The organism is Candidatus Polarisedimenticolia bacterium (genome assembly GCA_035764505.1).
Lineage (GTDB): Bacteria > Acidobacteriota > Polarisedimenticolia > Gp22-AA2 > AA152 > AA152.
This window is the reverse complement of the sequence record DASTZC010000111.1, coordinates 1-13,301: the sequence shown is the minus strand read 5'-3', so window position 1 is coordinate 13,301 and position 13,301 is coordinate 1. Positions and strand designations below refer to the sequence as shown.

At 66.4% G+C, this 13,301-nt stretch carries 12 protein-coding genes; 5 read left to right on the top strand and 7 right to left on the bottom strand.

The annotated features are described in order from the left end of the window. The 7 genes from VFW45_07605 to VFW45_07575 all read right to left on the bottom strand — a co-directional run. Positions 1-239 (bottom strand): hypothetical protein (locus tag VFW45_07605; GenBank protein ID HEU5180642.1); only part of this gene is annotated, 239 nt, incomplete at its 3' end. Positions 240-422: 183 nt separating this feature from the next. Next, on the bottom strand, positions 423-2,330 hold the full coding sequence (asnB, locus tag VFW45_07600) for an asparagine synthase (glutamine-hydrolyzing) (GenBank protein HEU5180641.1): 1,908 nt from the start codon (positions 2,328-2,330) through the stop codon (positions 423-425). 100 nt (positions 2,331-2,430) lie between these two features. Next, entirely contained in the window at positions 2,431-3,105 is a 675-nt protein-coding gene (locus tag VFW45_07595; GenBank protein HEU5180640.1) for a hypothetical protein, read from the bottom strand. 179 nt (positions 3,106-3,284) lie between these two features. Beyond that, the gene (locus VFW45_07590) at positions 3,285-4,115 is read right to left on the bottom strand and encodes a hypothetical protein (protein HEU5180639.1); all 831 of its coding nucleotides are present in this window, start codon (positions 4,113-4,115) and stop codon (positions 3,285-3,287) included. Beyond that, positions 4,112-4,915: a hypothetical protein gene (locus VFW45_07585; GenBank protein HEU5180638.1), complete on the bottom strand. Its 804-nt coding sequence runs from the start codon at positions 4,913-4,915 to the stop codon at positions 4,112-4,114. Before VFW45_07585 ends, VFW45_07590 begins: the two co-directional genes overlap by 4 nt. A 45-nt stretch (positions 4,916-4,960) precedes the next feature. Beyond that, a complete protein-coding gene (locus tag VFW45_07580) occupies positions 4,961-6,727 on the bottom strand; it encodes an HD domain-containing phosphohydrolase (GenBank protein ID HEU5180637.1) in 1,767 nt (588 codons plus the stop codon). 121 nt (positions 6,728-6,848) lie between these two features. After that, the gene (locus VFW45_07575) at positions 6,849-7,949 is read right to left on the bottom strand and encodes an HD domain-containing phosphohydrolase (protein ID HEU5180636.1); all 1,101 of its coding nucleotides are present in this window, start codon (positions 7,947-7,949) and stop codon (positions 6,849-6,851) included. Between the two features lie 316 nt (positions 7,950-8,265). Here VFW45_07575 and VFW45_07570 point away from each other — a divergent pair, with 316 nt between their 5' ends. The 5 genes from VFW45_07570 to VFW45_07550 all read left to right on the top strand — a co-directional run. Continuing rightward, positions 8,266-9,705, top strand: coding sequence for a 3-deoxy-D-manno-octulosonic acid transferase (locus tag VFW45_07570; GenBank protein ID HEU5180635.1), 1,440 nt, complete (start codon positions 8,266-8,268; stop codon positions 9,703-9,705). Further along, entirely contained in the window at positions 9,702-10,790 is a 1,089-nt protein-coding gene (lpxK, locus tag VFW45_07565; protein ID HEU5180634.1) for a tetraacyldisaccharide 4'-kinase, read from the top strand. The genes VFW45_07570 and lpxK overlap by 4 nt, the downstream gene beginning before the upstream one ends. Beyond that, positions 10,790-11,737: a lysophospholipid acyltransferase family protein gene (locus tag VFW45_07560; GenBank protein HEU5180633.1), complete on the top strand. Its 948-nt coding sequence runs from the start codon at positions 10,790-10,792 to the stop codon at positions 11,735-11,737. Before lpxK ends, VFW45_07560 begins: the two co-directional genes overlap by 1 nt. Further along, on the top strand, positions 11,734-12,330 hold the full coding sequence (locus VFW45_07555; protein HEU5180632.1) for an HAD family hydrolase: 597 nt from the start codon (positions 11,734-11,736) through the stop codon (positions 12,328-12,330). Before VFW45_07560 ends, VFW45_07555 begins: the two co-directional genes overlap by 4 nt. Next, positions 12,327-13,301: PfkB family carbohydrate kinase (locus VFW45_07550; protein HEU5180631.1), on the top strand; the 975-nt coding region annotated here is incomplete at its 3' end. The genes VFW45_07555 and VFW45_07550, both read left to right, overlap by 4 nt.

Below are 13,301 nucleotides of genomic sequence, written 5' to 3'. Positions count from 1 at the left end.
TGCAGGTCGAGTTGATACTTCGAATCGGCCTTGAGGGTGGGGACGACATCCAGCGGGTTGACGAACTTGCCGCTGCGCGGATCCTTATCGTAATCGAAATAGAGAAACATCATCCCGGGTGGGACGACCTGGCTCCTCGCCAGAGCGCGCATCCCCTCCCGGACGGCGTGATCCTCGTAGCGGTACAACGACTTGAGGAGCTTCTGCTCGGTCTGGTTGAAACCCTCCGTGAAGTCCATGGAATCCCCCTGCGCCGGGATAAGGAGGCAGCTGCCTCACAGGTTCAGTTCGGAAGCCTTTGATGGTATTAACGCGGCAGGGGGCGATTCTGCACGGGGAATGTCCGCAAGAAAGCGCGGGGAGAATCGCTTGTGGTTTTGATCGGTGGCGCGGTCGATGGCTGCGGGTCGGGCCGGCGGCGGTCAGGCGACGACGGTGCGGGTATCGATTCGTGGGATGCCTGCGGGGATCTCGCCGGCCTCGTCGAGATACATGCGACTCCAGAGCTCCAGGTTGAGCAGCTCCCAGAGCAGCTCGCCGTGATGGGCGCGGCCGGCCACATGGTCGTCGATTACCTGCTCCACCTGGCGCATGTCCCACAGGCCGCGCTCGCGAAACGAGGCGGAGGCGAGATGATCGAGATAACGCCCCAGACCGTGCCGGTTGCGGAACCAGCGGTCGAGCGGCACGCCGAAACCCGACTTCTTGCGGTAGACGATCTCCTTCGGCAGGTAGCGCTCCGCCAGCCGCTTCACGAGGATCTTGTTTTCCCAGGCCGAAACCTTCTTGGCGGCGGATATCCCGAGCGCCAGCTGGACGACCCGATAATCCAGAAACGGCACACGCGCCTCGATTCCCGCCGCCATCGACATCTTGTCCTGGCGATCCAGCAGGCAGACCAGGTACTGCAGCAGGTCCAGGTAGAACATCCAGGCGTAGGGATCGTTGTTGTCGGCGCGCGCCTCGGCCAGCCGGGCGCGCCGGCTCGTCCAGGTCCAATCGCCGGGCACCGGGAAGATGGAGCGCGGCACCGCATCATCCATATAGGCCGCGTTCGTGATGATCATCTCCTCGAAGGGTTGGGAGAGCAGGCCCATCAGGCGATCGAGCCGGCGCCCGCCGAGCCGCCTGACGAGCCCCCGCACACCTCCCGGCAGCCCCATCGGAAGGCGGCCGATGAGACCGCGCGCGACGACGGCGCGGTAGCGCGGATACCCTCCGAACAGCTCGTCGGATCCCTCCCCCGACAGCATCACGGTGACACTCTGCTTGGCCAGCCGGCTGAGCAGCAGGATGCAGATCGAGTTGGCATGATTCAGCGGTTGGTCGTGAAACCAGATCGACTCAGGCAGGGCCCCGCTGAACATCTCCTCGGTCACGGTGAGCGGATGGTGCTTCGTCTTGCAGATCTGGCTGGCCAGCCGGGCGAAACGGCTCTCGTCGAAGCCGGGATCCTCGAAACCGACGGAGAAGGTATTGAGCTCGGTGGTGGTCAGGCGTGACGTGTAGGCGGTGATCAGGCTCGAGTCGATGCCTCCCGAGCAGTAAGTGCCGAGCGGCACCTCGCTCATCAGGCGGAGCTTCACCGAATCGGCCAGGAGCTGGTCGAGCTCCTCGGCCCGCCTATCCAGCGGTTCGTCGTCCTTGTCCTGGGTGAATGGGAGGTGCCACCAGCGGCGCGTCCGGGTACCGGACGCCGAGACCAGCATCGTGTGCCCGGGCTCGAGCGTGCGGATTCCTTCGAAGAAGGTGCGCTCGCCGGCCAGATGGCGGAAAACGAGGTATTCGGGGATGCAGTCGCGGCGCAGCTCCGGCCTGACGAAATCCCAGGCAAACAGCGCCTTGATCTCCGAAGCGAACAAAAGGACGCCGGCACCGCGCCAGAGGTAGAGCGGCTTCACCCCCATCCGGTCGCGCGCCAGGAACAGCTGGCGGGAGCGCCGGTCCCAGATGGCGAAGGTGAACATCCCGTTGAGCTGATCGACGCAATCGGGCCCGCGCTCTTCGTACAGGTGCAGGATGGTTTCGGTGTCGCTGCGGGTCTTGAAGACGTGTCCCCTGGCCAGCAGGTCGCGACGCAGCGGCTCGTAGTTGTAGATTTCGCCGTTGAAGATGATCCAGAGCGAGCCGTCCTCGTTGGACATCGGCTGCTGGCCGCAGGCGATGTCGATGATGCTGAGGCGCCGGTGGCCAAGGCCCAGGCCGGGGTCGACGAGGAGGCCTTCGCCGTCCGGTCCGCGATGGGCCATCCGGTCCCGCATGGCGATCAGGCGGACGCGATCGACGACCACCCCCGCGTCGTCGTAGAAAACCCCGCAGATGCCGCACATGCGAAACCGCCTGCCTCCATCGAAAAGGCCTCGATTCAGCCCAATAGGTGAATTTACCTAAGACCTCGGAGGGCGGTCAAGGCAAACGGCCCGGGACTCCTCAGCCAAAAACGGGCTCCTCGTCGGGGAAGGTGCGAATCGAATTCCAAAGCTCTGCCTGCTGGATCTCCAGGATCGACTCCCGGCTGGGGTTGTACTGCGAGCTCAGGGCGAACTCGAACGAATGAGGAGCCGGGCCGGCCAGGATCAGATCGAAGAACAGGAAGGAGCGGTGCGACAGATCCAGAAGGAAATAGTTGGAATCGGCCTTGACGTGGACGATGGCGCCGTTCGCCACGCCGGCACCCTGGGTCATGCCGAGCTGCACCCTGAGGTAGCTTCCGGCTCCCGAGCCGAAGCTCAAGCGCTGGTACCCGGGCTTGTTCCAGGCCAGGGTCATCTTCCACATGTCATAACGGGTAAAGGTCACCAAGGAAAAGGAGAAAAAGAACTTGTGTTTGCCGCCGATGGGATAGAAAGAGCCGTAGGTTGGACTGAAGATATCGAGGAGCTGGTCCCCCCAATTGAGCGCCGCGGCCACCGCGGCGGGAGCATTCTTGGGAAGAAGGTCGGTTCTACGGATTGCGCGGATCGCCTTTTCCCCACGCGCTCGCGGAGCCGGGACGATGGGGATGAACTTCGCCGGATCGATCGGCGTTCTTCCCGAGAGTTGATGTGTCGGTATCCTGTTGCCGCTGATCTCAATCGTCCCCTTCGATTTCTTCGCGCCTTTCACGATGCCCCCCTAGAGCAACCGGTCGTTTCGGCCTGCGTGATTATGGCGCAAGAACAAAGATGACTGCCAGGATGCCTTCGCTCAGCATTGTCTTGTGCTCGGAATCATGGCCACAGGTAATACTTGACTTGTGCATAGGGATAGTCGATGAGGTGGGGCCGGCGGTGGTGCGGCTGGTATCAGGGCTTCTGGGGTTGGGGCTTGGAGGGAGGCTTGGCGCCGGCAGGCTTGGCGCTGGGAACCTCGGGGACGGCCTTCATCTCGAAGAGCGCGTCGTTGAGAGGAGGATTGACCTCGACCTTCTTGACCTCTACATGCATCCCCTGGGGCCGTCCGGCCGCCTGGATATCGATGGTGCGCGGGAAGGCGAGGCCGTCGGTGCGCTTGTAATCGGCGAAGGTGGTGCTGATGTCGATACCCCGGCCGTTCACCAGACGGGTCGATTCGGTCCTGAGGCGCTGGAATGAGTGGGCGTCGAGGTACTCGGTGCGCACCGCCCCACTCTGCAGGGTCAGCTTCAGTTTATAGGTGTCGTGTCCGTCCACGACGACGCGGCCGGCCAGATCCACCTGGTGTCCTTTCTTGCGCCAGTCGACCAACGGCCCTTCGATGTCGCCCTGCTCGATTGACTCCTTGATCACCTCGTCATTCAGCTTGATCGGCGCCGTGTCGCCCTCGAAGGGGGACATCTTCCAGCCCTGCTCCCCATCCGAAACGATCACCGAGGTCACTCCCTGGCGCGTCGCTTCGAACCGCGCCTTATGGGGCCTCTTGAGCAGGCGCGTGACGACCGCCTGCCGGTCGGCCCCCGAAGTGGCCAATCCGGTTTCGCGCAGCGTCTGGACCGACTTGATCTTCTCCAACCCGCCGCGAGCCTTGATATGACGGTCCACGATCTCCTCGACCGTGAGATCCGCTGCGAGCGCGGCGCGGGCGGCCCAGAGCAGCGCCAGGCAGGCCAGGACACCCAAGGTCGGCTTTCGGTGGAGCAACAGGGAGCGCGGGCTCATCGAGGCGTCGGGGGCGGAGGCTGCGGCTGCGTGTCGCCCTGGGCGGGCGGCTGCTGCGGCTGCTGAGCGGGCTTGGTTGCCGGTGGCTGAGGCGGCTTGTAGCCCGGATAAACGTTCAGGTTCGAAGTCGTCGGAACCGAAGGCCAACCGCCGCCCCATTCTCCGTACTGGATCGGCGGACCCCACTTGTTATCGCGCTCCCAATCGGCCCGGTGCTGGTCGGCCGCCTTCTGGGTACGGGATTCCTCGAGAATTCGATCGGCCTCGGCCAGGTTCTCGTCGCGCGTCATTTCGTGGCGCATCCGCTCCTCGGCCGCAGCGGCATCCATCGCCTGCGCCTCGGCGGAGGTCATCCACTCGCCACCCACCTTCACGTAACCCTGTGCCCGGTAGCTCTCATCCTCGGTCACCCAGCGCCCATCGTGCTGGACATAGCCCAGCGCCTGGCGGGCCACCGGGTCGTTTGGAAGCGAGGTGATCACGTTCTGATAAGCCTGGCGCGACTGGGCGGAAAGTCCCTGCTCGGCGGCCCAGGACCCGAGGCTGCGCCAGCCGTTGGCGTCCTTGGGCTTCAGCTTGGCGGCCCGGGCGTCGTATTCGTCGAGGGCCGATTTCCCCTTGACGACATGGTCGATGCGCGATCGGGCGACCCCGATGACCCCGTCGCCGATGTCGATGGTGACCATCGTGGCGGTCTCTTCCTGGATGCGGCCGGTGAACTTCGCCCCCCCCTTGAGAATTATCTCGTCGGCGAAGGCCAGGGTGGGCAGGAGCATCAAAAGGCAGGCAAGCTTTCTCAAGACGGCTTCTCCGTCAAGCAGTCTAGGCCCGACCTTTCGGAAGAGTCAAATCTGGGCTTTTTCGCGCTCTGCGGGGGTGTCCTTGATGACGCCGCGGGTGTAGAGCCCGGCAACGATCTCCACCAGTCGCGGGTCGTGGGCCGAGCCGGAGAGCTCGCGCAGCCGCGCCACCGCCTTCTCGAAAGTCATCGATTTCTGGTAGGGGCGGTTGGTGGTCATGGCGTCGAAGGTGTCGGCGACGTTCACGATGCGGGCGATGAGCGGGATGTCGTCGCCCTTGAGTCCCGACGGGTAGCCGCTGCCGTCCCAGCGCTCATGGTGGTGCTTCACCGCCGGGTTGATGTCGCGCATGTTCTTGATGGAGGCGAGCATCGCGAAGCCCTTTTCGGGGTGCTGCTTCATGTAGCGGTATTCTTCCTCCGTGAGCACCGAGGGCTTGCGCAGGATGCGGTCGTCGATGCCGATCTTGCCGACATCGTGCAGCAACGAGCCGATCTCGACGTCGCGTATCTCCCGCTGGCTCAGCCCCAGCTCCTTGGCGATCATCACCGAGTAGCGCATGACGCGATCGGAATGGCCGCGCGTGTAGGGGTCCTTTTCGTCGATGGCGGCCGCCAGCGCCTTGATGGTGCCCAGGAACAGCTCCTGGTTCTCCAGCGCGGCAGCGTGCAGCTTCTTGATGTGCTCCTGGATCTGGTCCGACATGCGGTTGTAGGTCTCGGCAAGCTCCCCGATCTCGCTGTGGGAGCGTACGTCGGCCCGCGCGTGGAAATCCCCCTTGGCGAAAGCGCGGGCCGTCTCGGCGAGCTGGTTGACCGGCCGCGCGATCGAGCCGGCGGTCCAGAAAGCCAGGGCGAGCGCCAGTCCCAGCGCCACGGTCGCCCAGGTGATGGTCGACAGGATCATGTCGCGCACCGCGGCGTAGGCGAGGCGCTTCTCCAGCTGGACGAAAATCCCCCACCCCTCATTGGTGACGTCGACGCTTGCCAGGTAGTCGCGCTTCACCCCGTCCACCGACAGCGAGAAGCCGGAGGTCTCCTTGCTCTTGGTGGGGGCGGCCATGAACTTCTTGACGATGTCGAAGGCGTGGTAGTCGGTGCGCCCGAGCATATCCTCCTCGTCCAGGGAGGCGAAGAGGTTGCCGCTGCCGTCCAGGGCATAGACGATGTAGCCCATCAGCCGCGGACCGGTGGCGCGCTCCCACAGCGGGCCCAGGTCGACGAGGCTCTGCAGGACGCCGTGCGAAGGGCGCCCTTCCTTGCCCCCGACCGGGACCGAGAGCGCCACGGCGTAGGCGTTCTGGCCGACCGCGAAGGGATCCGACAATCCGACCTCGCCGCGGCGGGCCGCCCTGGCCCCCTGCGCCAGGATCGCCTCGGCTTCCTCTCCCAGCTCCACGCCATCACGGATGGCGTCGAATTTTCCTCCCCCGGCCGGCAGGTAGCGCACCAGGACCATGTCGGTGGCCAGGTGGCTGGACATCGTCTCGCGGTCGTGGACCACCTTTTCCACCAGCCCCGGTCCTCCTTCGCGCACGACCGCCTCCAGGAAGTCGCCCAGCTTCACCAGGTGGGTACGGGCCTCCTCGATGCTGCTGCTCAGCGAGCGCGCGATGGAGGAGGCGATCATCAGCTGGTTCTCCTGGGTGGAGGTGATGAGCGACTCGCGGGAAATGGCGATCTGCTTGTAGGCAGCGATGGTCAGCGGCACCAGACCGGTGACCAGCAGGACGAGAAGGATGGCGTAGAGCAGCGGAAAGCGACGAGGGGTCCCTGCGGATCGCGATGGCTCGGGCGCCCGGGCCTCCGGCATGCGCTCGCCTCCTCGGTGTCTGGCCGGGTTCTCCACGAGGCGCGGCCCGGCCGCGGCGCGGCTATTTATAGGGGACGCCTCCGAGGGTGTCAATGAGGAATCCTCGGGGGGCCCTTTGCGGTCAGCCGGTGGCGGCAAGCTTGTTCTGGGGAAGGGGCTCCGGCTTCACTTCGCGTTGCAGGATGGCGATGAACGCCTCCACGCACCGGCCATCGAATTGCACGCCGGCGCAGCGCTGCAGCTCCAGGATCGCCTCTTCGAGAGTGCGCCCGGGACGGTAGGGGCGCGTGGAGGTCATGGCGTCGAAGGAGTCGGCGACGCAGATGATGCGCGCCGGCAGCGGGATGGTCTCTCCCTTCAAGCCGTCGGGGTATCCGGTGCCGTCCCAGCTCTCGTGGTGGTGCTTGATGCCCGAGATGTGGCCTTCCAGCGCGCGGACCGGCAGCAGGATCTGCGCTCCGATAACCGGGTGCTGCTTGACCATCTCGAACTCCTCGTTCGTCAGCTTGCCCGGCTTGTTGAGGACGCGCTCGTCCATGCCGATCTTGCCGATGTCGTGCAGAAGGCCGGTCTGGCCGATGGTGCGGACCTCGGCTGCGGGCAGCTCCAATCCGCGGGCGATCATCATGGCGAAGCGCGAGACGCGCTGCGAATGGCCGGCGGTGTAGCGGTCCTTCGCTTCCAGGGCGACGGCGAGCGACTGGACGGCGGAAAAGTAGCTGTTTTCCACCTCCTGCTTGGCTTCCTTCAGCTCGCGCAGCGCCTCGCGCAGCTCCGAGTTGCGCTTCTGCAGATCGACAAGCAGGCGCTCGTTGGTGCGGCGCATCGCCGCCTGGCGCAGCAGCGACGTAACGGTGAACTTGAGATCCTCCGGATCCCAGGGCTTGGAGACATAGCGGTCCAATCCGGCGTTGTTGAAGGCGTACATCGCCTCCTCCAGGCTGGGACGCTCGGAAACCAGGATCTTGATGACACCGGGGAACTGGCTCTGGACGATCTCGAGGAAGCGGATTCCGGGGATGCCCGGAAGGGCCTGCGCGGTGATCACCAGGTCGAGCTGGTGGCCGTCATTGCGGATGCGGTAGAGGCTTCCCAGACCCTCTTCGGACGAGCTGGCGCAGACGAGCTCGAGGTCGTCCCCGATCGCCTGCTCGAGGGTCGTGCGCATCAATTCCAGGGTCTGGGCGTCCCCGTCGACGAGGACGATAGTGCCTCGGCTCACGTAGGCCTCCGGTCGTCTGCTTCCTGCAATATAGGTAGCTCCCCCATGGTGGTGCAAACCTTGTTGCAGATTGCCCTTGGTCCTCTGGGAGGTTCTCAAAATGACTGCCAGGATAGGCTAACTTACTGATAAACAAGCACTAATTACTTGGCCAGCAACAAGCTTCGCACCACCATGGGAAGGCGGGACGCGCGGGTCGAGATGTAAGAAATTGCAGGGGAAAGAGTTATGGGCCTCCGCCGGCGTTGACCGTGCAGGGGGGCTGGGCTATACTCGCGCCCCGCTCACGCCTCCAGGGCGGGGCGGGGGCGCCGGAATGCGGTTCATTTATTCCTTCCTCGTCTTCCTTGCCTCCCTCGCGGTGCTCCCGATATCCCTGATACTGGATCCTCCCGGACCGGACGGGCGCGCCTGGAAGCAGCGGCTGGGACGTCTCCCGGCGCTTCCGGGACGCGGCGGCAGACGGCTTTGGATCCAGGCGGTCTCGGTGGGAGAGGTGCAGCTGGCCCGCAAGCTCCTCGAAGAGCTGCAGTCGGCCCAGCCCGGAGTGGAGGTGCTGCTCACCTCCACGACCCCGGCGGGACGGAAGCTGGCGCAGAAGCTCGCCTCTCCCGATGTCCGGGTGGCGGCCTTTCCTCTGGATCTCCCCTTCTGCGCGGCCGGGGCGCTGGACAGGGTCCGGCCGGATGTCCTGGTCCTGGTGGAGACCGAAATCTGGCCGAACCTGATTCGGGCCTGCGCGCGCAAGAAGGTGAAGGTGGCGATTGCCAACGGGCGGATCTCGGAGCGGACCTTCCCTCGCTATCGATTCTTCTCCCGGGCACTGCGCCCCGTCCTCCAAAAGGTGGACCGCTTCCTGATGAGATCGGATGAGGATGCGCGGCGGATCACCGCCTTGGGGGCCCCGGTGCAGCAGGTGCAGGTCACGGGCGATCTGAAGTGGGATTTGCCGGTCACGGAGGCGCCGGCGGCGGCGCTGCGGCGAGACCTGGGCCTCGATCTCGACGCGCCGGTCTTCGTGGCGGGAAGCACCTTCAAAGGAGAGGAATCGGCCGTCCTGGAGGCCTATTCGGCTTTGCGCGCGGAGTTTCCGACCCTGCAGCTCATCCTGGCGCCCCGCCATCCCGCGCGTTTCGAGGAGGTGGCGCGCGCTCTCCAGCAGCGCGGCATTCCATTCCGGCGGCGCAGCACCATGCCAGGTGCCGCAGGGTCGCCGGCTGTCGAACCGGCCCAGCCTTTCCCGGCGCCGCTCGAGGCAAGACCTCTGGCGGGAGTCAACATCGGAGAGCGGCTGGGAGATTTGCCGACCGGGGGGAGTTCTGAGCAGACGCTTGTCGTGCAGCATGCTGTCCCAAAGCTGGGGCCCGGTGCCGCGGTTGCCGTGCTGCTCCTCGACACGGTCGGCGACCTGCGGCGCGCCTACGGCGCAGGAACGATCTGCTTCGTGGGGGGGAGCCTGGTGAAGCGCGGCGGCCAGAATCTCCTCGAGCCGGCGGCGGCGGGACGCCCCGTGATCTTCGGGCCGCGCACCGAGAACTTCGCCGAGGCGGCCAAGACGCTGCTGGCGGCGGGCGCCGGGTTCCGGATCGAATCGCGCGAAGGGCTGCTGACGGCGGCGCGCGATCTCCTGCGCAACTCCGCGCGCTGCGAGGAGGCGGGAGCGCGCGGCGCGGCGCTGGTGGCCGCCAACCGCGGCGCCGCGAAGCGGACGGCGCTGCGCATCCTGGAGCTTCTCGAGGAGCCGGAATCTGCATGAGCTCTCCCGTCCCGGAATGGCTCGGAGTCCTGCTCTATCCCGCGGGACTGCTCTACGAAGGGACGGTTCGGGGCCGCAACGCTCTCTACCGGCGCGGCACCTTCGTCCCGCGCCGCGCCGGGATTCCGGTGGTGAGCATCGGCAACCTGACGGTGGGCGGCTCCGGCAAGACGCCCTTTACCGCGTATCTGGCGGCACGGTTGAGCGAGCGGGGGCGCAAGGTGGCAATCGCCAGCCGCGGCTACGGCGGGATGCCGCACGACGAGCCGCTGCTGGTGGGTGATGGAAAAGCCGCGCTGGTGACGGCGCGCGAGGCGGGCGACGAGCCGGTGCTGTTCGCGACGTCGCTGCCGGACGTCGGCGTCGTGGTCTGCAGTGACCGCTTCAAGGCGGCGGAGATGGCGCGGCAGCGCCTGGGGGCCGAGGTGGTCCTTCTGGATGACGGCTTCCAGCACCGGCGGCTGGCGCGCAGCTGCGACCTGCTGCTGGTCGACGCGGAGGAGGGATTCGGCAATGGTAGAATGCTCCCCCGCGGTCCGCTCCGCGAGCCACTCGCGGAGATGGCACGCGCCGATGCCCTGGTGGTCACCGGTCATCCGGACCGCCTGAGCGCGGGGCGCGCCCGTCTCAAGGAGATCATGGCCCGCCAAGGCGTCTCACGTCCTCTCTTCTCCTGCGCACGACGATTCCAGGGCTTCGCCGCGCTCGCGACCGGAGAGCTGCTGCCTCCGGCGGCGCTTGCCGGCTTGAAGGCGGTCGCGTTTTCTGGAATTGCCCGGCCGGAAGCCTTCGAAGAGGACCTGCGCTCGCTCGGTATCAACCTTCTCGATGCGATCCGCTTCCGCGATCACCAGCCCATCGGACATGCGGAAATGGCACTCCTCCGCGACCTGAGCGGGCGGCTCAAGCCCGACGTGCTGCTGACCACCGAGAAAGACAAGGCGCGGATGGGCGAGGTGACCCTCCCCTTCCCCGCCTATGCGCTGCGCATCCAGCTGCGGCCGGATGACGAGCGGGATCTCCTGGCGCTGGTGGAGGAGCGCATCGGCCGGCGCGCGGAGCGCGCGGTGCGGGGAGGCGCCTGATGGCGAAGGCAAGGCATCCGCTGCGCAGCTTCGCGGAGATCGGCCTGCTGTGGGGCCTGCTGGGACTGCTGAGGATCCTGCCGCGGCGGGGGCGCCTGTTCGTGGGCAAGCTGCTCGGTTTGGCGCTGTTCGCGCTCGTGCCGCGGCTGCGACGGATGGCGCGCGCCAACCTGGAGCGGGCTCTCGGCCAGGAACGTCCGCCCGAAGAGATCGAGCGCATTGCCCGTGCCTCCTTCATCTATCTGGGCCGCCTCCTGTGCGACACCCCCTCCTTCGCCCGGGTTCGACCCGATCGGCTCGAGGAGTTCGCGGTGTTCGAGGGGCTGGAACACGTGCGCGCCGCCTACGCGAAGAAGCGCGGCGTCTACATCTTCTCGGGGCACTACGGGAACTGGGAGATGGTGGCGCTGATCCAGGGCTACCTGGGAATGCCGCTGGCGATGGTGACGCGGCCGCTGGACAATCCCCATATGGAGAAGATTCTGTTCGGCTACCGGACGCTGTCGGGCAACCAGGTGATCCACAAGCATGGCGCGGCGAAGGAGATGCTGCGGGCCATCCGGCGGGGCTGGGGCGTCGCGATCGTGATCGATCAGAACGTGCGCGGCGAGGACGGGCTGTTCGTCGATTTCTTCGGGACGCCCGCTTCCACCACGCCGGCGCTGGCGACCCTGGCGTTGAAGACCGAATCGCCCGTGGTGCCGACCTTCGGGATTCCGCTGCCCGACGGCCGCTACCTGGTGCGCTATCTGCCGGAAGTGCCGGTGGAGCGCACCGGCGATACGCGAGCCGACATCCTGGCGCTGACGCAGCGCTGCACCCGCATCATCGAGGAGCAGATCCGCGCGCAGCCGGAGTACTGGGTATGGATGCACCGCCGCTGGAGGACGCGTCCCCCGGCCGGCGAACAGACCGCCGGGGCGGCGCGGCACGAGGCGAGCGCATGAGCGGGGCCGCGTTGAAGCGAGCGGTGTTCCTGGACCGGGACGGGACGGTGGCCGACGAGGTCGGCTATGTGAATCATGCGTCGCGTCTGCGCCTGCTGCCGCGCTCGGCCGAGGCGGTGAAGCGGATTCGCGAAGCGGGCTTCCTGGCGGTGGTGGTGACCAACCAGGCGGGGGTGGCGCGCGATTACTTCGACGAGTCGGTGGTCATCGAGACGCACCGGCGGCTCGCATCGCTGTTGGAGCGCGAGGGAACCGGCGTCGACAAGATTTACTACTGTCCGCACCATCCGCGCGAGGGCCAGCCTCCGTACCGGCAGGACTGCCGCTGCCGGAAGCCGCTGCCGGGGATGCTGCACCAGGCGGAGAAGGATCTCAGGATCGATCTGGCTCGCTCCTACATGGTAGGTGACGGGGTGGTCGACGTGGAGGCGGCGCGCGCGGCGGGAGTCGTTCCCGTCATGGTCCTGACCGGTTACGGCCGCGGCCACGTGGAGCTGCGGCGCGATCGCTGGAAAGCGCAGCCGGAGCACATCGCCGAGGACCTGCTCGACGCGGTCGAGTGGATCCTGGCCCGCGAAGGAGGACACGCATGAGCGGTCCGACCGGAGGCGTGAAGCCGGCGCGACTGATGGAGCTGGTGGAGAAGATCTCCACCGTCCAGATCGTGGTCCTTGCCGATCTCGTTCTGGACGAGTTCCGCTACGGCGAGCCGGATCGCGTGTCGCGCGAGGCGCCGGTCTTGATCCTGAATCATCGCAAGACCGATCTGCTGCCGGGTGGCGGGGCGAACGCCGTCGCCAATCTGAAGGCGCTGGGGGCGCGACCGGTGCCGCTGGGGCGCATAGGCGATGATCCTTCCGGGACGGCGCTGTTGAAGAGCTTCACGAAGCTCGGGATTGCGACGCAGCACCTATGGACGCCGGATGGCTACCGCACGCCGACCAAGACAAGGATCCTGGCCGGTGGAGCGCACTCGGTGAAGCAGCAGGTGGTGCGCATCGATGTCGGCGAGCCGGCGGCGATGACAGACGGCGAGGAGAAGCACCTGCGCGAGGCGCTGCAGCGCGCCGCGCCCGGCTGCGCCGGGCTGCTGATCTCCGATTACGGCTACGGCATGCTGCATTCGGGAAACGTGCCGGAGATCCTGGCGTTCGCGAAGGAAGCGGGGCTGAAGGTAATCGTCGATTCTCGCGCGCAGCTGCCGTTGTATCGTGGGGTGGCGGCCGCGGCGCCGAACCTGGAGGAGGCGGTCAAAGCGTCCGGTGTCGTGGTGGGTGAGCACAGCGGACAGCTCGAACAAGCGGGAAAGAAGCTGCGCGAAGCGCTGGGCGCGCAGGCGGTCCTGATCACGCTGGGCAGCCGTGGGATGGCGCTGTTTACCTCCGAAGGAGCCACTCACCTTCCCGTTTTCGGCACCGATGAGGTGGCCGACGTGACCGGCGCCGGCGACACCGTGGCGGCCGCCTTCAGCGGCGCGCTGCTGGCCGGCGGCTCCTTCCTGGAAGCGAGCGCGCTGGCCAATGTGGCGGCGGGTCTCGTCGTCATGAAGCGCGGCACCGCCACC